Origin of the sequence: Dyadobacter sp. 3J3, assembly GCF_009801115.1 — a bacterium.
In the GTDB taxonomy this organism is placed as follows: domain Bacteria; phylum Bacteroidota; class Bacteroidia; order Cytophagales; family Spirosomataceae; genus Dyadobacter.
Genome location: NZ_VTOL01000006.1, coordinates 364,676 through 390,971 on the forward strand (window position 1 = coordinate 364,676; position 26,296 = coordinate 390,971).

Consider the following 26,296-nt stretch of genomic DNA (forward strand, 5'->3'; position numbering starts at 1 on the left):
ATTACTCCCTAAATTTTATACTATCAATAATTAAATTAGTCACATGAAAAAATTAGCCATATTGATGTTAGCCGTTGTACTTGGATCTTGTAACAAAGAAAAAGATGATGATCAAAATCCAAGCCCATCGATTTTGTCGCAAATGCAAGCGCCTTTTGGTTCCGATACAGTGCAAGTGAAACTACGGCAAGTGGTTTCCGATGGCCAGCTTATCGGTGAATTCAATTATAAAGATGGTTTTGTAAGTGAACATAAACAATTTCTGAAGTTCTATGTTAAAAAAGCGAATTGGGCTATCGAATATTTTAAAAGGGCAAGTAGCCTACCTTTGAGCAATGAGAGACTTGTGGCGGAATTTGTACCTGAATACCAGTATCTGTCCGAGGAAATGCTGCCGGTAAGGACGATTAGTTTTGACACACCCAAAACGGACTCGACACGTGAAGTAAGTGAAAATTACGTCAGCATTAATGATATTTATTTAAAGAAGTATTTTTTTGATAAAAAAGGGCAAGTCGTTAAATTGAAAGTTACCAAAAAGAATGTGCCTTCCAACGAAATTTTGACTACATATCTCAGAAATGACTCTGATAATATCATCCAGTCGTCGGAATCTGCGGTATCAGACGCTAAGGCAACAGTACAAACAACTTATGAATATGATAATCATCCGAATCCATTTTATAAAATGGGAACTGACTGGACAGGTTACCTTTCTATTCATGTCTTTAGTCCAAATAATATTACCAAAATGAACATTACCAAAAGTGATGGAACAAAAGGAGTTACCATATTTACTTACGATTATAACACGAATGGGTATCCGTCCAAACTATTAATAGACGGAGATGGCTTGAGGTTCCCTGACGAACCGTATGCTTTGGATTTTGTTTATTAATCATAATCATTCACACAGTTAAACTTAAGAACGGAGAAAAACCATACACCGAAGTCGTGACGGTTTTTCTCCGTTCTTTTAAGTTATTCCACCTTTCGGAGAACTGAATACCTATTTATGTAAGCAACCCGGTAATTAGCAATGAGAACACAACAGAAATCAGTTATGGAGAAAATTTTATACCATCTTATAAACTTTTGCTTTTTGATTTTAAGTACTGCTCAAATTAGTTTTGGTCAAAACCAAACCTTGGAGTTTGGCGTTTCTGCATCTGCGTCAAAAGAATCTTATCACAACACTTATTATGGCCCTCCTGTCGGCGCAGGGGGAATTTTTGATTTTAAATCACTTAAATCCTGGGGTATGGGTGGATTTGGCGAAAAGCATTTATCTGATAGATTTTCCCTTATTGCTAAAATAGGATATTCAACTCAGCAGGTGCCTGTCAATACACTTTGTAATTGCAGCTACACGGCAAGTGTATGGTTGCAGCAGGAACGCCATCACCAGGCTTCTGCAGGTTTTGATCTCCGAGCTTATATCATATCAAAAAGTGCTGTAAAGTTATTTGTACAAGCAGGAATAGAAGGGAATTATTTTTTAGGGTATATGGAAAAGCGGGATGATAAAAAGTATTTCTACTGGAATGCAAACAAATTCAAACGCCTGATTCCTGGTTATTCAGCCGGCCTGGGTTTGCAATGGAAGAGAATAGGTATTATGGGTGAGTATCATGGCAATATTGGGAAAGCTTTTTACCGAAAACAGCAGATCAATGGGGATAACATAAAGCGACAAAGTATTTTTAGACAGGGATATTCTATGAAAGCGACATTCCTTATTTTTAATAGTAAAGGTTAAACATTCCTTCGCTCAAAGTGGGCTGTTGTCATTTTTTTTAAAAAACGATATTGATCAAAAAGTATCTTATTCTACAACCCTCGAATTAGATTGAGGGGGATCAAGTTGATTTCGTAAGTCAGAATTGTCGAAGGAAATTATCTCAAAATTCGATCGCTGGTTTTACGTAAACATTTCTTAGTTTCCAATAGTCGTCAATGAGTTTGTCTCCAAAAACCAACGTTTTCGTAGGACAGTATATAGGCAATATTATTGTACAGCATATCCAACTACTTGGAGGCCCAAATCCATAGCAGTCTGTAAAAATTGATTTTACGTTTCGTTAACATTCTTTTACAGGTCGTTAACAGATGGCGGGAAAGAAAATTTTAGCTTTGTTTAATTCTTGAAAATAGAAAGATTGCCTTAAACGGCTCTGATTTATCAGGATATAGATTTATTTTAATTAAACCTGCAAAGTTATGAAGAAAATCATTTATGCGCTAATCTTACCGCTTGTTGTGGTAAGCGGACTAGTATTTGCTAATCGTGAAATTAAAAATGAAGCTTCTAAAAAGTCGACCTCAAAGCCAATCTCGGCTGCTGAAAGGAAAGCGGCATTGAAAAAATGGGAGGCAACCCCTGATGGTATAAAGTACAAAAAATGGGAAGTGTCTCCCGAAGGAAAAAAGGTGTATGCCGGTGAAGCTAAAATAAGAAAGTACATAAGTGCTCTTACCAACATGGAGGCTATTGTAACCTCTCTTTCTCTTCCGCCAGGCTCACGATTAGGTTTCGGAATGATGGTCAGGATTAATGGTGACGATTATATTCTAAGTTTTGGGCCGGAAAAGTCTGGCAAGAATTTTTTGAACTTTAACAATGAATTTCGGCAATTGCACAGCCTGAAAGTTAACGACAAAATAATTGTAAGAAGCCATAGTGTATCGCACGCCCCCAAGTATTCATACCCAGTAGTATCGGGTGACTATGTAGAACGAGATAGTAAAATAATTTATAAACGTGCCCCTCGCAAAGGAGGTTGCTTAATAAATTATGAAATACATACATGCTTCATTATTGAAACCGGCCCTGATTTCTTTTAAATTGGGATTGTAAACCGCAGGCACATATTTAAGCTTTATGAATTCAATGAAACAAAAGTTCTCGGCAGTATTATGTTTTGTTATAATTATTTTTATTTCTTCATGCAACAAAATTAGCGAACATCCGGACCCGATAAACGGCATTTGGGAGTGTGTCGGTTATGGCCAACAGATTGACATCAACGACAGTCTCGCTTCGTTTTATGATATCTACAAAACTGGGCGAAATTTGAACTTTAAAATTAACCGGATAGAATTCGACAATCTTTTCGACCAACGTAAGCTTGCCAGCGACAGCCTGACAATAAAGTTTGGAATCAATGAATATGATTTTTTTAGGGTTGCCCCAGGATCAAACCTTTCGCAGATTGACTTAACCAATTCCAAAGACCCATTAGTCAATTTTGATGCCTTGTGGTACACGTTTGATGCTAATTATTGCTCTTTTGACATTCGAGGCGTCGACTGGAAAAAATTGAGAGAGCAGTACCGGAATAAACTTACTGCCAAATCAACTGAGCAGGAGCTGTATGTCGTTTTGAGTCAAATGCTCCTCCAGCTTAATGACGGACATGTTTCAATTGATATGCCTGAATCGCTTGAACACGAAAAAGAGGAAACGCTTGATCAAGTTGACATGATGAAAGATTCTGTCATTAATAGTCTGAATAAAAAGTATTTAAGAAAGAAAGTCCAATACAATAGAGGTATAATCAACTGGGGTTTTATAAATAAGGATATTGCATATATTCAGATAAATGATTTTGAAAAACTGGCGAATTTCGATTTAGATCCAAAACTGAGCACAGAACAATTCTTTTTGGAATATGAGAAAAGAGCAGCGCTGAGCCCTAATTATGTCAGCGATATCAAGCAGGGAATAAAAAAACAAATGGACTTTATTTTTAAAGAAGTAAAACCCGCTAAGTCATGTATCATTGATATGAGATTCAACGGTGGCGGCTCCGACGAAGCTGCGTTGGAAGTTGTTAGTCATTTTGTAAAAAGGAAAACAAACGTGTTGCTAAAAAAAGTAAAATTAGATAAAGGATTCAGCAGAGAGCAGCGCATTGTTGTGAATCCTTCTGAAAACTATTTTGCGGGAAAAGTGTTTATTTTGACGAGTCCACAAACTGCCAGCGCGGCAGAGACCTTCGTGTTGGCTTCTATGAACTTACCCAATGCAGTAAGGATTGGTTCAACTACCGAAGGCATATTTTCAGACATACTTTCGAAAAAATTGCCAAACGGCTGGGATTACGGCTTGTCAAATGAAATATACACAAGTAATAAGGGAGTTAATTACGAAAAACAAGGTATTCCTGCGGATTTCAGGATTGTTTATGCCAAAGATGGCCTGAAGTTTTATAAAAGTTTGTTGCAAAGTGCCGAAACCGGAGATTTGGCGATCGAAACTGCGTTCAAACTACACAACAGTTCAAAATAGTTTTATATTAAAGGAATAATGGTTTGCAACGACGAGCTCAATGGATTTCTATATCACGATAAAGTCTTAAACAATACCTCTCTATGAAGGTGCCGAAGGTAGGATAATTATCTAAAAAAGCGATATTATGTTGTCCGGAATCCTTTATAAAATTTGTATAAAAACGGAGAATTCTAACTAATGTTGAATTGCTACTTAACGCTTTGTGTGAATCTAACGGCTTCGGAAATCAGACATCATTATGTTGAGCAGTGAAAAATGAGTTTGCATGAGACGGTACAACCAATTTGGAAAATCTGATGGTAACGTCCGCCATTGAAAACCTGTTTTAAGATGATATAGAATAGCGTTCCAGATTTCTCGAAGGCTGTAGTTTAGTTCCTAATTAATGCCAATTCACCATCAATCTTTCACCGTTACCTTTACTTTATTTTCTAAAACCAAAAAAGGTAAATGTACGTCCCAGTCCGGCTTGAAATTCTCCTGATTTAAAAACCCCTTGGAGTAATTTCCAAGGACAATGTCTGTATCGCCGTCACCATCTATATCTTCTGCATCCATACAGATCCACCTGCCCAGCTTATGGATGGGAATGGCGTGGGTAGTGAAATTCAGGGAAGCTTTAGGCTTATTTTGTTCAAAATATAGAAAGCTTCCTGATGGATTAGCTTTAAAATCTGCGAAAAAAGATATGGTTGCCAGATCTATATCCCCGTCCAGATCAAAATCTTTGGCGATGACTTTGGTCGCACCGTCAATAGGATAGAAGTAAGTTTTCTCAAAATGGCTGTTTCCTTCTTTAAAATTTCCTTTGTTAATATAGATATATACACCGTGGTAAGGTTTCAATATTCGGGAATAATCACTATTGTCGCCGGCCGTGTAAATGATGTCCACATTCCCATCCTTATTTATATCGGCCAGCTCAAAGCTGCTTGACCCGTAAACAGAAGGGAAGCGTATGATATTTTCCGTTTTAAATCCGCCTTTCTGGTCATTTAAAAATAACCATATTCCTTCATCGGCATGCGCGAATAGTGCCATTACATCCGGCCAGCCATCCTGATTGAAATCACCGGTTTTTGCCTGCGTGGCACCGGCTATTTCCCGGATCGGAATTTTGTCAAATTTATTTCCGGGTATTTGTTTTAAAACATACAATCCGCCTTTGTTGTGCCCAAAGCTGCACACAACGTAATCGGTCAGTCCGTCTTTATTGAAATCTGAACTTACCGTTTGTATGGGTCTGATCAGATTTGTTGCAAGGGGTGTTGATTTCTGATGGGCATCCAGCTGCGTAATTTGTCCATTAGCAATATCAGCCGCTTTCATTTCTCCTATCATTGTTACAACATTCCGGTTTTCGGAAAACATGAGATTAACCGCCGGAGATGGTAATTTTGCCGAAAGCGTTTTTTTGAAACTTAAATCCCACTTTATTATATCGGGATTTTCAGCGCTGCTGGTGTAAATATGATGATCCTTTTTATTGATCGAAACCAACGTAGTTGTAGCGGTAACAGAGGAATCAGATTTGGGTGTTTTCGGAGAAAAGACAGCCCAGTCTGTTTTAGGAATTATAGAGGCTTTTACTAGCGGAAGTTTTACTGGTGCCAGAGAATCATAGTAGGCTAGAATTTTCGACCAGTCACTTTGTGAAATAGCAGATCTTTCGTTTTGAAAATAATGATTGTTTTGCCACACCTCCAGGCCCAGTTGTTTTGCCATAGCAGGTAAAACCTGGTTTTTCCAGGTTTCTTTATCAAGTAATAGCGGCTCTGCGGGTAGGTGGCAAGTGCTGCAATATTTTAAAGTAAGTTTTTGTCCATCCGCCATTTCACCGGTTAATGTATTGGTTTCAGATTTTTGTTTAGGATCACAACCAGTAGATAGAAAACATCCTGTCGAAATCACCGACAACCAAATAACATAAGAGACAAGTTTTGCGTACCGCATGAAAAGTTTTTTCAATGATAAACAAAAAGAGGCAGTCGTGAAACTGCCTCCGTTTTGTGGTTAACGTTTTTTATTGATATCCTGGATTTTGTTTCAAAGAAGAAACACCATTTCTTGTACTTAAATCGATTTGTGTCTGAGGGATCGGGAAATATTCATTTCTGCTTTTTATGAATTTTCCACCGCTCACGTCCGGCGTAATTTTACTTTCGAAAGAAACATAAGCATTTAGCGTCGACTCGGCAATTCCCCAACGCGAAAGATCGAAGAAACGGTGACCTTCCATTGCAAGTTCAATTTTCCGCTCGAAATAAATGGCTTTAAGTGCTCCATCCTTTCCTTTTGCAGCAAAAGCACCCGCTGGGTAAACGGCAACTTTATAGTTGGCAGCCGGTGTTTTAGTGTATCCACCCATTGGTTTGGTTGGATCTGCATAGGTGTAGACCCAGCTTTCAGGTTTTGCAGCGCGGGCACGTACTCGGTTGACATATTCCTGTGCTTTTTCCAGACTTCCTGCCTGTGCTTCGGCTTCCGCAGCCATTAGCAGCACGTCAGCAAAACGAATCACCAGCACGTTGATCGCTGTTCCCGGTGCCCACGAATGCTGATCCGAATATTTATCCTGGGTGGCCTGATAGTACATATTTTTCTTAGGTGAATAAGGCCCGGCATAACTCTGGTCACGGATCCAGGATTGTCCCGGATGATTTCCCCAGTCAAGAAAAGGAATACCACGACGGCCGATGGTCCAGTCGATGCGCGGATCCAGCGGGGCAGTTCCGTCTGGCGTATAAGCAGCTTCCGATTTTACACCCATATCATTTTTCACAGTTGTTGCATTGTAATTATCAACAAGAGGAAGTCCGTTCGCGTCAGTCTGAAAAGAGTTGGCAAGGTCAAGACTTGGCTGATAAAATCCGCAGCAGCGGAAGGGTGAATTGTATGGGAAATTTAACATACCACCAGTATTTGCATTGTCAATGGTGTTAGTTCCATCGTTGGCAGCCATTTGTACGGCAAAAACAGACTCTGCCATGTTTTTCTTTGCGGCATCAAAATTATCCTGGTACTGTGGCATCAGGTCATATTTGATACCGTTGCTTGTGGTACCGGAAGAAATTACCTGATCAAAAGTTGTTTTGGCTTCGGCAAATTTTTTCTCGTACAAATAGGTTTTGCCCAAATAAGCAGCAGCTGCCCATTTATTGACTCTTCCCACATCGCTTTGGCTGGCAGGAAGATTATCCATCGCATATTTGAAATCTGATTCAATATTAGGCCAGATATCCACGTCATTTTTTACTGCGGCAGGGTTTTCAGTGGTTTCGTCAACCCATGGAACCATGTTGAACATCTTTTTAAGTTCTGAATAATAATGTCCGCGTAAGAATCTGGCCTGTGCGGTGTAGCTTGTTTTTTCCGCGTCGGTCATACCGGTAGTAACCAGGGGAATAAATTTCAAAACGCTATTGGCCCGGTTTATTCCTTCGTACGCTGCTTTCCACTTACTATTGAAAAAACCGTTACTAGGACCGGCGCTGTAAATCATAATGGAATTGATACCGGGCTGATCGGCTCCGTCACTTCCTTTTTTTGCATCGCCACCGGCAATACTGCCGTAAATCCAGTTATCTGCAGCAGCATCCCAGGCACTGGCAGCACCAACGCCGTTTCCGTCAAGGGCCGCATAGGCACCGATCAGTAAATTGTCAACACCTGCTTTTGTACTTAACTGGGCATCACTTAAAGCACCCAATGCAGGTTTGTCTAAAAAAGAATCCTGGCATGCGTAGGATAGTAACCCGAAAGCAGCAATTAACGCTATTTTGGAAAATCGTAATGTTTTCATCTTTTTTCTGTTAAAGTATACAGGTATTAGAATGTCAGATTTAAACCAATCAGGAATTGACGTGTATTAGGATAAACGCCTTCATCCAGACCAAAAGCAGTAGAACCATCCACCTGGCTTTGGCCAACTTCCGGATCCGGACCTGTATATTTGGTAATTGTAAACAAATTCGCTGTCTGCACATATACACGCAACTTTTCGATTTTCCAGTTCCTCGTCAGGCTTTTCGGCAGGGTATAACCTAGCTGAGCATTTTTTGCACGCAGGTAAGATCCTTTTTCCACGTAGTAAGAGTTTGGAACATTGGTTGTACTGAAAGAACCCGTATTTTCCTGGATCGGCGCCGTTGCATTGGTATGATCAGGTCTCCAGGAATCATACAAAGCCGTGCTGCTTTTTGCCCCCTGGAAGTTTGTATAGAAGTCATTCCACCATTTAAGGTTATTCCAGATCTGGTTGCCTTGTACACCGTAGAAGAAAATTCCAAAATCAAAACCTTTGTAATTGGCTCCGATATTTAGACCGTAACTGAATTTCGGGCTTGGATTGCCGAGGAATGTACGGTCGTCAGAAGTGATCATCCCGTCACCGTTGGTATCCTTATAACGGAAGCGTCCTACCTTCACTTCATTTTGGTACACCGCGTCAGTATTTCCTGATTTTTCTTTTGCACTTGCATCTGCCTGATCAATTTCTGCCTGAGTATTCCAGAACCCGTCTATTTGATAACCGAAGAACTGACCGATCGAATGATCTACTGCGTTACGAACGATGTTACTACCGTTAAATCTTCTTCCTTCCTGATCAAAATAGGTAGCACCATCGGTGATTCTCTTAATCTTGTTATTATACGTTGTCAGCGTCGCAGTAGCATTGATTTTGAAATCCTTGGATATAATTTTTTCTCCAAAAATCGATAGATCGATCCCTTTGTTCGCCATTTTTCCAATGTTGACCGCTGGTGCTGTTCCTTGTCCAACCGTACCGGCAAGCTCAGGAGAAAACAACAGATCGTTGATATTTTTTTGGTAATAATCAATCGTAAGATCAATTGCGCCATTAAACAAAGTCGCGTCAATACCAATATTCGAGTTGATGTTACTTTCCCATTTGGCGTTCGGGTTTCCTACCCGTGTTCTCTGAAAGCCTTGTACAGTGCTGTTTCCTGTTCCTTTTATGTCATAAAAGGAGTTACTTCTGTTTAAGCCAAAAGTAGTGAAAGCATTGGATGGGTTCACATTGAACTGATTTCCCATGATGCCGTAACCTCCGCGTATTTTCAAGTCTGTTATCCAGGTTACTTCCTTCATAAAGTTTTCCTCCTTGATACGCCATCCTGCACTAACAGCGGGGAACCATCCAAATTGATTTGTGAAACGCGATGAACCATCACGGCGGATTGTACCGCTTAATAAGTAGCGATCTTTGAAATTGTAATCAATTCTTCCAAAGTATGAGAATAAGGCATCTGCAAATTTCGCACTGTAATTTGTTGGTGTGCCTGATCCGGTGGAAAGAATAGTATAGTTAGGATCAAAGGAAAAGTAGCTCTGTGAGGTACCACCCACTTCTCTGCCTGAATTATTATATGCCTCAGTTCCTGCAAGGACTTTGACAGAGTGTTTATCGTTAAATGAATGCTCGTAAGAAACCGTGTTCGTCCAGGTCCAGTTAAAGCCGGTATTGGCATATTCTGTATAGGAATTGGTTGTTGTATTTTCAGAGTTTTCCCACTCCGGATAGCTGAACGAATTTCCTCTTTGTGAGTAATAGCTGCCACCGAAATTGGAGCGAACGGTAAAGTCTTTCAGAAAATCGATTTCAGCGAACATATTACCAAAAACACCATTGGTGAGGCCTTTGTTATTTCGTGCACGATCGCGGATTGCGACAGGATTTTTTGCATTACCAAGACCGCTGCCGAAAGAACCCGCATAGTTTCCCTGAACATCATAGACAGGAATAATTGGCTGCATACGGTAGGCCATACCAATACCGCCGCCTTCTTGTAATATGTCTGTTCTTGGATTGTCGACCAGCTGCAAGATAATATTTTCACCTACACGGATATGTTTGCTTACATTGTATTGACTGTTTGAGCGAAGAGTGTATCGTTTCAGATACGTGTTCATCAAATTACCCTTTTGGTTAAAATGGCTGAAGGAAAAGAAGTACCCTCCATCAGTACCGCCGCCGCTAACCGATAAGTTGTGGCTTTGGATAGGCGCATTGTGAAATACTTCATGAAACCAATCAGTGCCTTGTTTATTTGCTTTTACGATACGGTTAAAAGAATCCATATCGGCTTTGTCCGTATAATTCGGATTGACATAATACTTGGAAAAATCTACGTCGCCTTCTTTTACTCCTGTTGGAACAATATAATCCGGCAAAACAGGCGTTGCACCACTTCCGTATTGAGGATCGTTAATGGTAGCACCTGAATTTTTCAGCGCAAGAAATTTCAGGTCCGCCATTCCTTGTGACGAAAGGATATCATAAACATTTCCTTTTTTAACAGTCTGCGTACCATAATAGGCATCGTAGGTGATTTTTACTTTTCCTGTACCGCGTTTTGTCGTTATTACTACAACACCATTGGATGCACGTGAGCCGTAAATTGACGCAGATCCTGCATCTTTTAATACCTGCATGGTTGCGACGTCATTCGGGTTCAGGTTGTTTATATCCTGTGTTGGTACACCGTCAACCACATAAAGGGGGGTATTGTTTCCAAAGGAGTTAATCCCGCGGATTCGGACCTGAGGAGCTTGTCCAGGTTGTCCGGAAGTAAGGACAGTTACACCTGAGGCGCGTCCCTGAAGCTGGTTGGCAAGGTTGGAATTAGGCTGCTCGGTAAGTTCCGCTACTTTGACAACGGAAACTGCGCCGGTCAAATCCTTTTTTCTGGCTGTTCCATACCCCACAACCACCACTTCACTCAGCAGTTTTTCATCCTGGGTCAGCGTTACATTTACGGTGCTTTGGCTGGCGGGTACATCAACGTCTTTGGAGGTGAAGCCTACAAAGCTGAACGTCAGCGTCAGATTTCCATCCGGAGCGCCTATTTTGTATGATCCGTCCGCATCGGTATTGGCTCCGCGTGAAGAACCTTTAACAACAACCGAAACACCGGGCAGGCCCGAGCCGCTGCCATCCGAAACCACGCCGGAAATAGTGCGTTCTACTGTAATGCTTTTGGCTTGCTGCGGCGTAAGCATCTCAGTTTTTAACTTGACGCGTTTGAGGATAATCTGTTTCCCTGAAACCTCAAAGTCCAGTTGAAGGGGACTTAAAATTGTTTTTAAGGCTTCACCAAGCTGCTGCTGCTGAAGGTTTACAGATATTTTTCTTTCTGATTTGATTAAACTTGAACTGTACAGAAATTTAACTTTTGCTTGTTCTTCAAGCGTTGTCAGCACTTTACGTATGTCCTGATTCTGCATTTGAATCGTGACACGATTGTTCAGAATTTCCTGTGCTTCGCTTACCCGTGCCATGGAAATAGTCGACAGTAGTGCTGCAATGATGAGTTGCGTACAACTGAATCTCATAATGATCTGCCAATGAGCATAGTTAGGATACAATTTTTTCATAACTTTACTTAAGTTTTGTTGAACTTGAAAAATGGACAAAACAAATCCTCCATCCGCTGAGAACGGATGCAATTCGTACTGAGGAGAAACGATTGGGTTGGTGATGGTGCAAACATCATCAACCTTTTTTTATTCTGTTAATTAGGTCATAATGAATGGTTAGGAAAGATTAATTGATGAGTAATATGTTATGTGGTTGATTTTTTTAATATTTTCAATGGCATCCTCTGCCAGTAATGACAACCTGAGCACCTTCCACTTCATATTTTGCTTCAATGCCTTTGCATATCATATCAATTTTTTCGTAAAGGTTTTCATTAGTGAAGGAGGCTGTCAGCAGACATTTGCCTAATAATTCTTCGTCGTAAACAATATCAATTCCATAAGTCTGTTCAAGGTTACTGAAAATTTGAGAAACTTTTTCATCCTGAAATTTGAGCATTGGGGCGGGCAGTATCGTTGAGGCAATGATTTCTGGCGTGTCAACTAATAGCTTTTTTATTTTCAGCTCCTGTCTTGAAAACATTACCTTTTGATTTGGTGTAATAATCACACCGGTAAGACTTGCACTGGACAGGTTTTTCTCAGCATCCTGATCCGCTCTTGTAAAAACAGAGACCTTTCCGGTTTTCACGGCCACTTCAACATCTTTATCGTGGTCAAAAGCTTTAATTAGAAAACTCGTACCGAGAACTTTGGTTATTAGCTCATTTGCGTATACAAAAAATGGCTTGTCCGGATTTTTTTTCACATTAAAAAATGCTTCTCCTGACAGGTACACCTCACGTTTATTATCTTTTTCAAAATCCATAGCATAACTGATACTGCTTTTGGGGTGCAGTACAATCAAGCTGCTATCGGGAAGAACTATAAACTCAGGTTTATCAGTGGTATTAGTCTTTTCAATAAGCTTTGTTTGCGAGTGGGCAATAAGTTTTTTATAGGTGCTTGTATTTCTTTGTATTTCCGGTTTTAAAAACCAGCTGATTGAAAAAATCAGCACAGCCGCCGCAGCAGAGATGCTCAGCCAGCGGTAAAGTATTCTGGTTGGACTTTTATGCATTTGCCCCTGGATACTGGCCAGCATATTTTCAACGGTTATTTCGCCTGGAAATTCATTTTCCAACTCCCATTTGATTTGGAGTAAAATGGATTTTGCATTGGTTATCATGTCTGATTTTTCAGGATACTGAATTAGAAATTCATTCCAGAAAATATTCATTTCAGGCGTTGCGCCGTAAACCCAGGCCTTGAAGTAGTCGTCTTCCAAAAAGTCCGTTACTTCAAACTGGTAGTAATTCATGATGATAGCATTATTTAAATATATTATTAAACTTACCCTTTGTTTAGAAAGAGGAAAAAGGAATTAAGTTTAACTCACTTCAATGAAAATATTTCTAAAAAAATAAAAATATCCCTGCAAATAATGTGGAAATGGTAAGATGGCGCAGCTTCAAAACTGCCCTCTGGATTAAGTTACGAACGGATTGTTCATTAATGGAAAGTATTTCTGAGATTTCGGTATAAGTGAAGTCCTGATAATAACGAAGCATTAAAACTTCGTATTGACGCTCTGGGAGGCTTTTAAGCCAGCTGTCCAATTCTTCTTTTTGTCTTTGGAAATCTTCCTGTTCAATGATCTGATATTCTTTTGGCAAGTCAACGGGATGAATACCCTCATCTATATTATCCCAATTCTGATTGATGTGCTTGCCATTGAGTGACTTATGGATCCGTCTGCGGAGCGCTCTAAACAGATAAAATTTGGGAGATTCCACGTCGGACAGTCGGCTGCGGCTTTGCCATATGTCTATAAAAAGCTCTTGAACAATATCCTGAACGGCTTCCTGATCGGATATAAGTTTTTTTCCATATCCATACAGAACATGTACATATTTGTGATACAGCGTTGTAAAGGCTCTTTCATCGCCTTCTTTAAAGGCTAGCCACAACATTTTATCCTCAGTATGTTTGGAAGTTGACGTCAAGAATAAAGTTTTATTTTCCTCAAAAATATTAAATTTTATAAGAATATAACAATTTAAATCTCTAAACTTTGCGGATATTATCATTTTTATATCATATATTGATATATTTTTATTTCAGCGCTTTGATAACAATGCGTTCAGGTTATGCCGCCAATGCTCCGCGTCGGGTTCTTTATGCCATGCATCATGGGTAACGTGTAGACTGGTTTGTGTACCACATTTATGTTAGGCATTGGTTATTAATATGTTGCGTTTCCGTAGTTATTTATAACCTTTAGCGAGGAAACTCAAATTGCAGGAACCAATAAATTTGATTCTTCGGTTTATAGAATGTTTTGGAAAAGAGTTTATTGATTCATTGATAGTAAAAAAGGAATTTGTCGGAATGGATTAGACAGCTTAATGAAAACAAGATTTCGTAGAAACAACTTTAAATTTATTGCATAAAAATTAAGAGATTTTAGTATAAATAAAAGGCGAGCGATGCTATTTGTCAGGGTGCAGAATTAGTAGGATTTTTTAATTATTGTATCATTCCAAAAAAAACGACTATAAGCATCGATGGCAAAGAAAATGTTCTTAAAAGCAATTAAATCTAGTGGCTTTGACATAGAAAACACTCATTTGCAGGATATTGAAATAATACAAAACTCATTTGCTGATCAATTATAGCATTTGTATGTTGTTACAAATTTGGAGTATACCTAAATCAAATATTCCCATCATAACCAAAAGGCATGGTATAAAGCCACAAGTATGTTTATTTATCGCCTTTTATTCATATGTAACTTATTATTAAGCTCTCTAAATCAATCAGATTTGATGGTTATAAATTTTTGTCATCTACTTATCGGTTTTTTTCAAAAGGAACCGTAAATGGCATCAGTTTAATAAAATCATAACATTAGTTTATCTATAAAGAACAAATTAACGATCTAATTTTGCCTTTATGGCTGATCGTTCAACTGAAAATGATATTAACTTGTTTGATGCAATCCGTACAGATGACAAGGAAGCGTTTCGTATACTGTATGAACGTTACTGGAAAGCCCTTTACGTCAGAGCTTGCAAAGATGTTGATGAGGATGAAGCCAAAGACATGATACAGGAGGTAATGGTATCGTTTTGGAACCGAAGAAATTCTATACAAATCGCAGAGGCAGCAGACATAGGAAGGTATTTGTTTACGGCCATAAAATACCGGATCATCAGCTTCTATACCAATAGCTCATCCCCGATAAAAAGAGCAGACCTGTTGGATTCTCCGGACTTTGAAAATCCTGAAAGTTTATTGGAGAACGAAGAACTTAGGCAAGGCATCAACGATGCCATTGACACGCTGCCCGAAAAAATGAAGATTATTTTCAGAATGAGCCGGGAGCAGGATCAATCGATTCCGGAAATTTCCCTCAAACTCAATTTATCAGAGCAAACCGTAAAAAATCAGATCACACATGCGCTAAAACGCCTAAGAGATATTTTACTTGATCCCTCTGTTACACATAAGCTTTCCTTTCTGCCACTTTTGTTGATGTTTTTATAACTTAACAGTATGTTAACATAGCTTCATGGTACCAAAAGCGATTTGACCGGATAATAGGTCAAAAGCAATAATCCATGAAAAGCGCCAAGCTAAAAGATCTGTTAACCCGTTACCTCAAAGCAGAAAATTCTGTTTGTGAAAATGAACGCGTAGAAAACTGGTATCAAAAACTGGATGACCAGGAACCTGTTCAGATGGACGAGGCGAAGGAGGAAAAAGTGAAAATGGAGATATGGCTGGCCATTGCACCGCGGCTCACCGCAACCGAACCCGGAATCAGAAAGCTCAATTACCTTTGGCTGCAAATCGCGGCGTCTGTTCTGGTACTTGGAACGATTGGGCTTTTTGTATGGCAAAAAAATAACGCAGCTGTATTCAAAAGCCGCAACAGTTCTCAGGCAGATAATAGCGCTTATACCCTGGTTCGCACAAACGCTGGTGAACGGAGGGCACTACAGCTTCCTGACGGATCCTCTTTGCTTCTTAATGGAGGATCTACGATCCGTTTTCAAAACGACTTCTCTCATAAAAGAAATATAGAAATTATCGATGGTGAAGTTTTCTTCGATGTGAAACATGACGCGGCCCGGCCTTTTATAATCAAAAGTGGTGTTTTGACAACCCAGGTTTTGGGGACTGCTTTCAATATTAAAGCTTACGCTAAATTAAATAAAATAACGGTAGCTGTGATAAGAGGAAAAGTCGGTGTTATGGCCGTTGGGAAGCCGGTTGAGTTCCTTTTAAAGGGTAGGGAGCTATCGTTAGATAAGCGGCAAAACAAAGTTAGCCTTTATCCATTTAATGAGCAGGAGCGCTCCTGGCAACAGGGAGATCTGGTGTTAAATGACGCATCCTTCGACGACATGGCTGTATTAATGAACAAAAATTACGGGGTACATCTTGAGACACCCTTGCAGTCTATAAAATCCAAACATTTTACTGTCACTATAAATACTTCAATGCCTTACCTGAAGGCGTTGGAGGTAATTGCCGCCATTCATCACTTAAAAATTAAAGAAAGGAGGGGAACCATACAGATTTACAAATAAAAAAGAGACAGTTGCTGTAACAACCGTCTCCCGTAATTGCCGCTGTAACGGCAAAGCTTCAAATCATTTCACAATTCAAAAGCTTTACAATGTATGAAATTAAATTTTAACAAGGCCATCATTAAAACAAGGAAATTTACTTTTGTTTTAATTGGGATACTCTTAGCACTGGTATTTGCCAATCCGGGATATGCTTCTGATAACGGAAAAATGCTGGAAAAACGCATTTCATTTGGTATTAAAAATAAGACTATCGAGGAAGCAATCCTGAAAATTAAAGAGGAAAACAAAATCAGTTTTGCTTATGATAAAGCATTTTTAAGCAAGTATAACACGCCCGGTTTCAGTATTCAGAACGAAACCCTAGAAGTTGTATTGAATAGATTGTTCCAGTCTGTGCCTATAGGTTTTCAGGAAATTAACGGTATCATCGTTATTAATCCACTCGCAAAAACAGAAATTAAACAGCAGCCAGGAAAACTTACCGGAAAAGTGGTAGATGAAAAAGGGCTTCCGCTACCGGGCGCAACCATCAAAGTGGCTGAGCTTAACCTGGGAATCCAAAGTGATGAAAATGGAAATTATCAGCTTACGTTACCGGCCGGTACGTATACAGTTGCCATCAGTTATATTTCTTACCTGAGTCAGACGCTGACCGGGATTTCAATAAAAGAAGGTGAATCGGCCGGATTGAACTTTAAACTATTGCCAGGGCTTACCGGACTGAATGAAGTGGTTGTGATTGGTTATGGAACGCAAAAGAAAGTGAATCTTACCGGTGCTGTCAGCCAGGTTGATTCCAAAGTTTTTGAGGACAGGCCTGTTGCCGGTATTGCGCAGGCGTTGCAGGGAGCGGTTCCTAACCTGAATATCACTTTTGGGGACGGGCATCCGGGCAGTAAAGGTAAATACAATGTCCGTGGCTATGCTTCTGTAAATAATGTGAGCGGCTCACCGCTGGTGCTTATTGACGGGGTTCCAGGAGATATTAACATGTTGAATCCACATGACGTTGAAACGGTTTCTGTTTTAAAAGATGCTGCTTCGGCCGCAGTGTACGGAGCCAGAGCCGCTTTTGGTGTTATTCTGGTTACCACAAAAAAAGCAAAGGAAGGAAAAGTTTCGATCAGCTACGGAAGTAATTTCAGTACACAGCAGGTTTCTACCAAAACGGATTTTATTACAGATGGTTATACCCATCTCCGGCTGGTTGATGAAGCTTTTTCACGCAATGTCGGAAACAGTTACAGTGGTTATACGGCCGACGATTATGCCCAGCTGAAATTACGCCAGACCGACAAGTCATTGCCGCAGGTGGTTGTTCAGAACAGAAATGGCCAGAATCAATATGTTTATTATGGAAGTACCGACTGGTGGCATTTTCTTTACAAAAAAAATACGCCCTCGATGGAACATCATATCAACATTACTGGCGGGAACGACAAAATCGACTTTTTGATATCAGGCAGATATTACAAACAAAAGGGGATTTATCAGTCGAGTTTGCGTGAGGATATTTATAATGCCTATAATTTCAGAGCCAAAATAAATGCCCACCTTACCAAATGGCTGACGGTATTTTCCAACACCCAGTTTGCCACAAATAACTATACATGGCCTGCCAACGGATATAACTCCAACAATCCCGGCCTTTACAATCACGCCATGGCTGCTTATGTGCCACAAAATCCCGACGGGACTTTTACGTACAGGACCAATCTGAACAATTACGGTGCGAATGAATATGCAGACCTTCAAAACGGGAAAAGTTTTGGCGGGACTAAAAACTATGACATGACCAATACCATTGGTTTCAGTGCCAATATTATTCCCGGACTTGTGTTAAATGGTAATTATGCATTTCAGTTAAGTCCGTATTCCGATTTTCAAAGAAAAACCCGGATACCCTGGTCGATTAATCCCGGCATTGTAAATTATGAAGGTTACGACCAGTTGAATGAAACCACTAAGCTGGACCAGCATCATTCAGTAAATCTTTACGGGTCTTATGAGAAGAAGGTTCAGTCGCATAATTTCAAGTTTACAGGAGGTTATAATTACGAGGTGCAGCGCTACAAGACCAACACAACGATGCGCCAGAATCTTCTTTCCGAAGATCTGAACCAGATTGACCTGGGCACAGGAACCCAGCAGGCAGGTGGTAATGCAAGTGAATGGGCTCTGATGGGTTATTTCGGGAGACTGAACTATGATTACGCAGACAAATATCTTCTGGAGGTCAACGGCCGGTATGATGGTACCTCCAGGTTTCCGAGCAGCAGCCGCTTTGGGTTTTTCCCATCGGTTTCTGCCGGGTGGAGAATCAGTGAAGAGGGTTTTTTCAAAGCTTTAAAACCAGCTGTTTCTGAATTCAAGTTCAGAGCTTCTTATGGAACGCTGGGTAATCAGGATGTTGGTACGGGAAGCAGCAATCTATATCCTTATATTCCGGTTATTAATTCTACTTTATCCAAATGGATTGTTGACGGTACGCAGACGCAGACCCTGAACTCGCCGGTTCCTGTCGTACCGGATTTTACCTGGGAAAAGTCCACATCGCTGAACATCGGCGCAGATATGGCGTTCCTTCGCAACCGACTTCAGGCATCTTTTGACTGGTATAGCCGTAAAACAACGGATATGCTTATAAGTGGCAAAACGCTTCCATCCGTTTATGGAGCTGCGTCACCCAAGCAAAATGCCGGAGATATGGTAACCAAAGGCTGGGATCTTTCCATAAACTGGCGGGATAATAGTACGCTGGCGGGAAAACCTTTTGGATATAACCTTGGACTTGTGTTGTCAGACTACAAAGCAAAAATTACCAAATTTGATAACCCCAACAATTTACTGAACAACTTTTACAAAGGTCAGCAGCTCGGCGAAATTTGGGGATACAGTATGGATGGATTCTTTAAATCTGCTGACGAAGCTCAGGGCTGGAAAATAAACCAGGATTTTGTAGATGATCAGCGCACAGGCTCACCGGGCGAATGGAGCACACTGCATGCAGGTGACTTGAAATACAAGGATACAAATGGCGATGGTATTATTAATAACGGAAAAAATACATTAGGCGATCATGGCGATTTGCGTAAGATCGGCAACTCGCTTCCACGTTATTCTTTTGGTGTAAACGCGGGTTTTAACTGGTTTAATTTTGATGTTTCTGTTTTCTTTCAGGGAATTGGCAAGCAAAACTGGTATCCAAATACCGAAGCAGGGATGTTCTGGGGAACATTTGGACGGCCATATTCCTCCTTTATCCCAAAAGATTTTGAAAGCAAGTTATGGACACCTGAAAATCCGAATTCTTACTTTCCGATCAACCGCGGATATGCAGCCTATTCAGGCGGAGAACTTTATAACAACAATGATAAATATCTGCAAAACCTGGCTTACGTAAAGCTCAAAAACGCGACGGTAGGTTATAATCTTCCGGCTTCTGTCATTAAAAAATGGAAAATTGAGCGTATGCGGTTTTTCTTCACCGGACAAAATCTTTTCACTTTGACAAAACTCAAATCCAGGTATATCGATCCTGAACAGATTACGCCTGATGGTTCAGACGTTGGTGGAAGGGCTTATCCGTTTATGAAAACGTATACTCTTGGCCTTGACATAACATTTTAATAAAAACTCCAATGAAAAAGATCCTATATATCGCTCTTGTGAGCCTTGTCTTTTTATCAGCTTGCTCGAATTCACTGGATTTGCAGCCGCTCTCGCAGATATCTCCAGACAACAGTTTTGCAACAGAAAATGAACTGAGATTATTTGTTCTGTCATTTTACGACAGCATGCTTCCCTATGCAGATGGTGAGGAAAAGGCTTTTACCAGTTTATATACTGAAAACAGCGACAACATTATCCTGAACTCACTTGATCCGAAACTTACCGGGAACCGTACCGTGCCCGTTTCAGGTGGAGGATGGAGCTGGGAAACTTTACGTAACGTAAATTACTTTTTACAGAATTATCAGCGCGGAGGTATTTCTCCTGCTATTTCAGACAAATATGTGGCAACGGCCAAATTTTTCCGGGCCTATTTTTATGCCAACATGGTTGCCCGCTATGGTGATGTGCCCTGGTATTCAAAACCCATCGAGGCCACAGATACGGAATTGCTTTCCAAAGGCAGAGACTCAAGGACGGTCGTAATGGATTCTGTGCTGGTCGATATTGATTTTGCCATCGCGCATTTAACGACTAACCAATCTTCCACGGAGGTGAACAAATGGACAGCACTTGCGCTGAAATCTCGTTTGTGTTTATTTGAAGGTACATTCAGAAAATACCATACTGAATTTAAACTGCCAGATTCGGATCGTTTTTTAAAGCAGGCAGCCGAGGCTGCCGAACAGGTGATTGACAAGGGGCCATACAGTATTTACAGTACTTCGCCCGACATAGCTTATACAGATCTTTTTCATGCATTAACCGTCAATACAACAGAAATTATTCTGGCCAGACCTTACAGTGCCAGTATGCAGATTTTTCATAACGTAAATTACTACACGGTTTCTCCATCTTTTGGAAAGCCTGGGCTGGAGAAGAAACTGGTCAACAGCTATCTGATGAAAGATGGCTCGCGGTTTACCGATAAGGCGGGATACGAAAAGTTAGGATTTTCTGATGAAACAAAGGACCGGGATCCACGTCTTTCGCAAACGATACGCACCGCCGGGTATAAAAGGGTGGATGGTGCTACGGTGTTACCTCCATCGTACAGTGGAACAGTGACAGGTTACCAGCTTACAAAATTTGTGACTGCGGCTGCTAACGATGCCAACGGAAAATCTCCAAACCCGCTGCCGATTTTCAGATATGCGGAAGTTTTGTTGAATTTTGCAGAAGCCAAAGCCGAACTTTCCACACTTACCCAGGCTGACCTTGAAAAGTCTATAAAGCGGATTCGGGATAGGGTAGGCATGCCTGCTTTGAATTTAACGACTGCTAATGCAAATCCGGATCCATACCTGACCTCCCAGTACACGCAGGTGAAAGGAAGTAATGCAGGGATTATTTTAGAGATCAGAAGAGAGCGCAGGATAGAGCTTGTCATGGAAGGTTTCCGCTGGAATGATCTGATGCGCTGGAAAGAGGGACATTTACTCGCTCAGCAATTTAAAGGAGCCTATTTTCCGGGTGCAGGAAATTATGATTTGGATGGCGATGGTAAAACGGATCTGGTATTGTATACCGGAACGCAGCCCGGCATCCAGGATACGCAATTTTTAAAACTGGGTACAGATGTTACACTGGAAAATGGAACGGCAGGCGGCAATATCGTTGTCAATCCAGGAACACCCAAAAAGTTCAATGAAGACAGGGATTACCTTTATCCTTTGCCAACACAAGACCTGCTTTTAAATCAAAATTTGAAACAAAATCCAAACTGGTAAAATTTATGGCAGCTACACAGATTTCCGTGTAGCTGCTGAATATTTCAACTAATGAATACAATGGAAAGAAGATCAGTCCTTAAAAATCTTGGTGGTTTACTTTTAACCCAACCTTTAATTTCCAGTTTGCCGGAAAAGGGGAAGAAACCGGCTATTAGAATTGCCCACATAACCGATGTGCATTTGAAAAATGAATTTGAAGCCCCGGCAAAATTTGTGAAATGTCTGCATCATGTTCAAAATCAAACTCCCAAAGTAGATATGATACTCAATGGAGGTGATATAGTTTTTGATATGAATAAGGAAAATATTCACACAATCGACGATCAATGGAACCTCTTCAATGGCATTATGAAATCGGAAAATAGCATTCCTGTTCAGTATTGTCTGGGCAACCATGATATCTGGTGGAATGAAAACAATAGAGGACAGGCCGTTTATGGAAAGCAGTATTCTCTCAATCAGCTGCACCTTGAGAATCCTTATTACAGTTTTGAAAAAGGCGGTTGGAAATTTATTATTCTGGACAGTGTCCATCTGGACATCGACGATACGTGGTATATCGGTAAGCTTGGGGAGAAGCAATTTTCGTGGCTTGAAAACGAATTGAAAATAACTAACGGCAACATGCCGGTACTTATTTTATCGCACATCCCGATCCTGACTGCCACACTGATGATTGAGGATAATGTGGTCAACAAGTGGCAGATGCTGGGAGGCGACATGCACACGGATACTTCAAAAATTATTAATTTGTTTTACCAACATCCCAATGTAAAACTTTGCCTGAGCGGACATATACACTTACGCGACAAAGTTGTTTACAACAGCGTCACCTACATCTGTAACGGCGCAGTAAGCGGAGCCTGGTGGGATGGAAGCCGAAGACAAACGGCCCCTGGTTATGGTATACTGGATTTATTTGCTGACGGCAGCTTCGATGAAAGGTATGTCACTTATTAATGGCTTAAGTATCCCTGACTTCTTATTGTCACAAAAAAAGAAAGATGACTTCAAATTAATTTTAGTCAATGGTATGTACTTCAAACTACTTTTGATTTTTTTATTCGTTGACTGGTTGTTGTTTTAGGAGCAATTGTTTTTATTATTGCTTGCATTTTTATTTTCTTTTCAATCGGTACCTTCGTCGGATAATGTTTAAATAGCTGTACTGTTTGATAGGATCTGCGGAGCCACGGCGGATTATCCCACCCATATTGCAGATTGTGAGCATGGACGCGCAAAAACGCAACATCAATATGATTGGTTAATGGATTTAAATATGCGATGGGGCGACAACCAAACTGTGCAAATTGACTACCATAAAAATGCCATGATATTTAATAATAAAGATAAGAGATATTCTTGCATTATATTGAATGAGGTAGCTAATCGTTGTAATCGGGAGTCATATTTCACTACAAGGTTGTTTGAAAACCACAAACCTGTCTAAAAAAATGAAAGAACTATTTACAAAATACAATCACACGCATTGGAGGTAATAATACTTATTTCGTAAAATTTGATCCCAAAGAAGATATTACAGCTTTTGAGCTTTCTGGGTTAATAGATTTTATCCACCGTAAAAGAGTACTCTTGCCGTGTTCCAAGGGAAAGATTCAATAATGAGTTTGATTATAATTTACACATAAGCATTGGCTGTTGAAATCTCAAAAAACGAACCTATTTTTTCTCTTGGCGGTGAGATGACAGGTTACATCGGTGCCTGCACAAAACTCAGTTTTCAAAAAGTTTAGTTAGGAATGATAAATTCCAGTTCAAGCAATTTAAGTAAGTATGAATTCTAGTGACAAAGCCTTATTCTTTTTTAGCTGCCTGGGAGCATTCAACGGATTGATTCTTAGCTTATACCTTTTCTTTCTCAGACCTAAAAAACATTTTTCGGGTTATTTGCTGGCTGCAATTTTGCTGATGATTAGCATCAGAGTTGGTAAATCGGCTGCTTACTTTTTTGATTATAATTTGCCAAAAATCTATTTACAGATAGGGCTTACTGCTTGCTTTTTTATTGGGCCGCTGGTGTATATGTTTACGAAGGCCGAAATTAAGCAGATCCGGAAAATACCCCGTGCATGGCTGATTCAGCTATTTTTCTGGTTGTTGGTCATATTATCGATCGGTTTGACTTATCCCTATCAATACCATCCTCAGTTTTGGGGCAAATACATTATTCCGTTGATATATCTTCAATGGGGCGTGTTTATGGGAATTTCTTTAATTTTAATCTCTTCTATTACAAGGAAAATTATCAAAGGTGAAACAATAAAATCTTCCGAGAAATTGGTGCTGGCTATCTGCGGAGCGATTACGATCTTGTTTTTATTTTACGTTTGGGCGATTTTGAACATTACGAAAGGAAGTTATATTATCGGTGCCCTGTGGTTTTCTCTGATTATTTATCTGGTAGTTTTTATTCTGATTAATCGCAAAAAAACAAATGATCTTTTTTCCGGCTCTAATAATAAATCTGCTGACAGGAAGACAGACCTGAAAGAAGTTGAGCAAATCATTGAGCGGCTGCAAAAAGCCATGACTGAAAAAAGTCTTTTCAAAAACCCAAACCTGAAGGTTAATGATGTTGCCCGGGAAATCAATATTTCCGGCCATTATCTTTCACGTATATTGAATGAAAATATTGAAAAGAATTTCACACTATTCGTAAATGAATACCGAATCAACGAAGCCTGTACGCTGCTATCACAAACAACAAACATTACCATTGAAGCAATTGGTGATGAAGTAGGATTTAATTCCAAGTCAACTTTTTTTGCCACATTCAAAAAAATCAGGGGCACCACACCAAGTGTCTATCAACAGTCAATTACTCCGGATTTATAAATCCGTACTACCATATACTATTTACACTACTTTCGATTTCAAAGCCTTAGCTAGTTTTGGACAACCGATGGCAAAATCTGCCACGGGAGACCAAAAACTATTATTTAATGAAACAAGTAATCTTATTAATGGCATTATTGTCGTTTTATTTAACTGTTCAAGCTCAGAATATTCCCACAGAGCGGCAACTCATTGAAAACACAATCCAATTGTATTTTGACGGATGGGCAACCGGTGATTCCACGAAAATAGGTAAAGCGATGCATGCCTCCTGTCATCTGAAAAATTACCGGGATGGAAAATTTATCGAATATTCAAAAAAACAATATCTCAGTTTGCTCAAACACCGTGTCAGTCCCAAAAACTTGCAGACCCGGCTGGTATCGGTTGATATTACTAATAACATGGGCAGTGCGAAAGTGGAGATCAGTACGGGAAAGGATTTGTTTACTGATTATTTTAATTTGATGAAGACGAGCGAAGGCTGGGTGATTGCTGACAAGATTTCAACGAACAAACCTCACAAAACTTTCGACATCAACGCTATACGGCCTGAAAAAGAAATCGTTTTTGAGGGATTGAAGCGTCCCTGGAGCATAGCCTTTATGACAGAAGAGGATGCGCTGGTATCTGAAAAGGATGGCGACCTGGTAAAAATCAACTTACTTAATAAAGAAAGAACGAAGATAAACGGATTTCCCGCTGATATGTCTGACAGTCTGATCGGTTTTGGCGATAATACCGGCAGATTTGAGGTTGTATTGGATCCGGATTTCATTAAAAATCAATTTATATACCTTTCATACGCAGCGCAAAGGGGTAATCTTCGAACTACAAAAATTATCAGGGCAACACTTTCAGGAAGTTCATTGAAAGGTATCAAAACTTTATTTGTAGCAGAACCATACACCACAGAGCGTTATCATTATGGAGGCGGGATGGTTTTTGGAGAAGACGGTAAATTATATTTTACGATCGGAGAAAGATTATTCACAGAGAAGGATCAGCCGCTTATCCCAATCGCACAGAATATTCAAGACAAAAGAGGGAAAATTTACCGCATCAATTCGGATGGGACGATCCCTGTCGACAATCCTGATTTCGGGTCGCAGGCTGTCCCGGGTTTATATGCTGTTGGCATCAGAGCTGCACAAGGCATAACTGTCAATAAATCTTCCGGTACTTTATGGTTTACAGAACACGGGACGCACCAGGGTGACGAAATCAATATTTTGAAAGCAGGGGCGAACTATGGCTGGCCTGTCAAGACAACCGGTAAATATCGCTATGCAGATTTTAAACCTCAATCTGATTCGACAGTTAATTATACCGATCCATTATGGTACTGGCCGCAGACCGTGGCACCTACCGGCCTGCAATTTTATTCTGGTAATGAATTTGCGATCTGGAATGGTAATCTGATCGTTGGAGGATTGTCCCGTGGAAGTTTGTGGCGTATGGTCATCGAAGGTGAAAAAATTATAAGCGCGGAAGAACTGTTTACAGACAGCAGATTGAGGATACGTAAAGTGGTGCAAAGTCCAGCTGGGAAATTGTATCTGCTTTCTGATGAAATGAATGGGAAGGTGATTAGAATTAAGAATAGTTTGAATTAATACCGGGATATTTACCGGAGTCTTTGATTGAGCATCCGAAAATGCAGGTGCTCAATCAAAGACCTAGCTTTAAAGTATCTTAGCGAAATATCTTGATATTGGAGATTTGGTTGGTACTGACGATGAATTGGGTGTTCATTATTG

At 40.1% G+C, this 26,296-nt stretch carries 16 protein-coding genes and 1 pseudogene; 11 read left to right on the forward strand and 6 right to left on the reverse strand.

The window, feature by feature from the left end:
- Positions 1-43: 43 nt before the first annotated feature.
- The 4 genes from FZF08_RS15520 (at position 44) to FZF08_RS15535 (ending at position 4,291) form a co-directional block, all read left to right on the forward strand.
- Positions 44-898: a hypothetical protein gene (locus FZF08_RS15520; protein ID WP_159470287.1), complete on the forward strand. Its 855-nt coding sequence runs from the start codon at positions 44-46 to the stop codon at positions 896-898.
- Positions 899-1,063: 165 nt separating this feature from the next.
- Entirely contained in the window at positions 1,064-1,759 is a 696-nt protein-coding gene (locus FZF08_RS15525) for a hypothetical protein (RefSeq protein WP_159470289.1), read from the forward strand.
- 461 nt (positions 1,760-2,220) lie between these two features.
- Positions 2,221-2,844, forward strand: coding sequence for a hypothetical protein (locus FZF08_RS15530; RefSeq protein ID WP_159470291.1), 624 nt, complete (start codon positions 2,221-2,223; stop codon positions 2,842-2,844).
- Positions 2,845-2,890: 46 nt separating this feature from the next.
- The gene (locus FZF08_RS15535; protein WP_159470293.1) at positions 2,891-4,291 is read left to right on the forward strand and encodes a S41 family peptidase; all 1,401 of its coding nucleotides are present in this window, start codon (positions 2,891-2,893) and stop codon (positions 4,289-4,291) included.
- Positions 4,292-4,504: 213 nt separating this feature from the next.
- Here the strand turns inward: FZF08_RS15535 and FZF08_RS32315 are convergent.
- The 6 genes and pseudogenes from FZF08_RS32315 to FZF08_RS15565 all read right to left on the reverse strand — a co-directional run.
- Positions 4,505-4,651 (reverse strand): annotated as a pseudogene (locus FZF08_RS32315) (hypothetical protein); the annotation flags it as partial.
- 42 nt (positions 4,652-4,693) lie between these two features.
- Complete coding sequence (locus FZF08_RS15545) at positions 4,694-6,247, reverse strand: VCBS repeat-containing protein (protein ID WP_159470295.1); 1,554 nt, start codon at positions 6,245-6,247, stop codon at positions 4,694-4,696.
- 70 nt (positions 6,248-6,317) lie between these two features.
- The gene (locus tag FZF08_RS15550) at positions 6,318-8,096 is read right to left on the reverse strand and encodes a RagB/SusD family nutrient uptake outer membrane protein (protein ID WP_159470297.1); all 1,779 of its coding nucleotides are present in this window, start codon (positions 8,094-8,096) and stop codon (positions 6,318-6,320) included.
- A 26-nt stretch (positions 8,097-8,122) separates the two neighbouring features.
- Positions 8,123-11,692 (reverse strand): TonB-dependent receptor, encoded by a 3,570-nt coding sequence (locus FZF08_RS15555; protein WP_159470299.1) that lies wholly within the window; start codon positions 11,690-11,692, stop codon positions 8,123-8,125.
- 214 nt (positions 11,693-11,906) lie between these two features.
- Positions 11,907-12,995: a FecR family protein gene (locus FZF08_RS15560; RefSeq protein ID WP_159470301.1), complete on the reverse strand. Its 1,089-nt coding sequence runs from the start codon at positions 12,993-12,995 to the stop codon at positions 11,907-11,909.
- Between the two features lie 94 nt (positions 12,996-13,089).
- Positions 13,090-13,680, reverse strand: a complete 591-nt coding sequence (locus FZF08_RS15565) for an RNA polymerase sigma factor (RefSeq protein WP_229216554.1) — start codon at positions 13,678-13,680, stop codon at positions 13,090-13,092.
- 949 nt (positions 13,681-14,629) lie between these two features.
- Here FZF08_RS15565 and FZF08_RS15570 point away from each other — a divergent pair.
- From FZF08_RS15570 to FZF08_RS15600, 7 genes are all read left to right on the forward strand, one after another.
- Positions 14,630-15,223, forward strand: coding sequence for a sigma-70 family RNA polymerase sigma factor (locus FZF08_RS15570; RefSeq protein WP_159470305.1), 594 nt, complete (start codon positions 14,630-14,632; stop codon positions 15,221-15,223).
- 74 nt (positions 15,224-15,297) lie between these two features.
- Positions 15,298-16,272 carry a FecR family protein gene (locus tag FZF08_RS15575; protein ID WP_159470307.1) on the forward strand — a complete coding sequence of 325 codons (975 nt, stop codon included), beginning with the start codon at positions 15,298-15,300 and terminating at the stop codon, positions 16,270-16,272.
- A 93-nt stretch (positions 16,273-16,365) separates the two neighbouring features.
- A complete protein-coding gene (locus tag FZF08_RS15580; RefSeq protein ID WP_159470309.1) occupies positions 16,366-19,905 on the forward strand; it encodes a TonB-dependent receptor in 3,540 nt (1,179 codons plus the stop codon).
- Positions 19,906-19,916: 11 nt separating this feature from the next.
- On the forward strand, positions 19,917-21,677 hold the full coding sequence (locus tag FZF08_RS15585) for a RagB/SusD family nutrient uptake outer membrane protein (protein WP_159470311.1): 1,761 nt from the start codon (positions 19,917-19,919) through the stop codon (positions 21,675-21,677).
- A gap of 60 nt (positions 21,678-21,737) precedes the next feature.
- A complete protein-coding gene (locus FZF08_RS15590; RefSeq protein ID WP_159470314.1) occupies positions 21,738-22,640 on the forward strand; it encodes a metallophosphoesterase in 903 nt (300 codons plus the stop codon).
- A gap of 834 nt (positions 22,641-23,474) precedes the next feature.
- Positions 23,475-24,536 (forward strand): AraC family transcriptional regulator, encoded by a 1,062-nt coding sequence (locus FZF08_RS15595; RefSeq protein ID WP_159470316.1) that lies wholly within the window; start codon positions 23,475-23,477, stop codon positions 24,534-24,536.
- Positions 24,537-24,643: 107 nt separating this feature from the next.
- Entirely contained in the window at positions 24,644-26,152 is a 1,509-nt protein-coding gene (locus tag FZF08_RS15600) for a PQQ-dependent sugar dehydrogenase (protein WP_159470318.1), read from the forward strand.
- Positions 26,153-26,296: the final 144 nt, after the last annotated feature.

Excerpts from the sequence above, each read along its gene's own strand:
- FZF08_RS15560 (WP_159470301.1), bottom strand. The coding sequence starts at position 12,995 with ATGAATTACTACCAGTTTGAAGTAACGGACTTTTTGGAAGACGACTAC.
- FZF08_RS15600 (WP_159470318.1), top strand. The coding sequence starts at position 24,644 with ATGAAACAAGTAATCTTATTAATGGCATTATTGTCGTTTTATTTAACT.
- FZF08_RS15585 (WP_159470311.1), top strand. The coding sequence starts at position 19,917 with ATGAAAAAGATCCTATATATCGCTCTTGTGAGCCTTGTCTTTTTATCA.
- FZF08_RS15530 (WP_159470291.1), top strand. The coding sequence starts at position 2,221 with ATGAAGAAAATCATTTATGCGCTAATCTTACCGCTTGTTGTGGTAAGC.
- FZF08_RS15590 (WP_159470314.1), top strand. The coding sequence starts at position 21,738 with ATGGAAAGAAGATCAGTCCTTAAAAATCTTGGTGGTTTACTTTTAACC.
- FZF08_RS15570 (WP_159470305.1), top strand. The coding sequence starts at position 14,630 with ATGGCTGATCGTTCAACTGAAAATGATATTAACTTGTTTGATGCAATC.
- FZF08_RS15595 (WP_159470316.1), top strand. The coding sequence starts at position 23,475 with ATGAATTCTAGTGACAAAGCCTTATTCTTTTTTAGCTGCCTGGGAGCA.
- FZF08_RS15575 (WP_159470307.1), top strand. The coding sequence starts at position 15,298 with ATGAAAAGCGCCAAGCTAAAAGATCTGTTAACCCGTTACCTCAAAGCA.
- FZF08_RS15535 (WP_159470293.1), top strand. The coding sequence starts at position 2,891 with ATGAAACAAAAGTTCTCGGCAGTATTATGTTTTGTTATAATTATTTTT.
- FZF08_RS15545 (WP_159470295.1), bottom strand. The coding sequence starts at position 6,247 with ATGCGGTACGCAAAACTTGTCTCTTATGTTATTTGGTTGTCGGTGATT.
- FZF08_RS15550 (WP_159470297.1), bottom strand. The coding sequence starts at position 8,096 with ATGAAAACATTACGATTTTCCAAAATAGCGTTAATTGCTGCTTTCGGG.
- FZF08_RS15525 (WP_159470289.1), top strand. The coding sequence starts at position 1,064 with ATGGAGAAAATTTTATACCATCTTATAAACTTTTGCTTTTTGATTTTA.
- FZF08_RS15520 (WP_159470287.1), top strand. The coding sequence starts at position 44 with ATGAAAAAATTAGCCATATTGATGTTAGCCGTTGTACTTGGATCTTGT.
- FZF08_RS15580 (WP_159470309.1), top strand. The coding sequence starts at position 16,366 with ATGAAATTAAATTTTAACAAGGCCATCATTAAAACAAGGAAATTTACT.
- FZF08_RS15555 (WP_159470299.1), bottom strand. The coding sequence starts at position 11,692 with ATGAAAAAATTGTATCCTAACTATGCTCATTGGCAGATCATTATGAGA.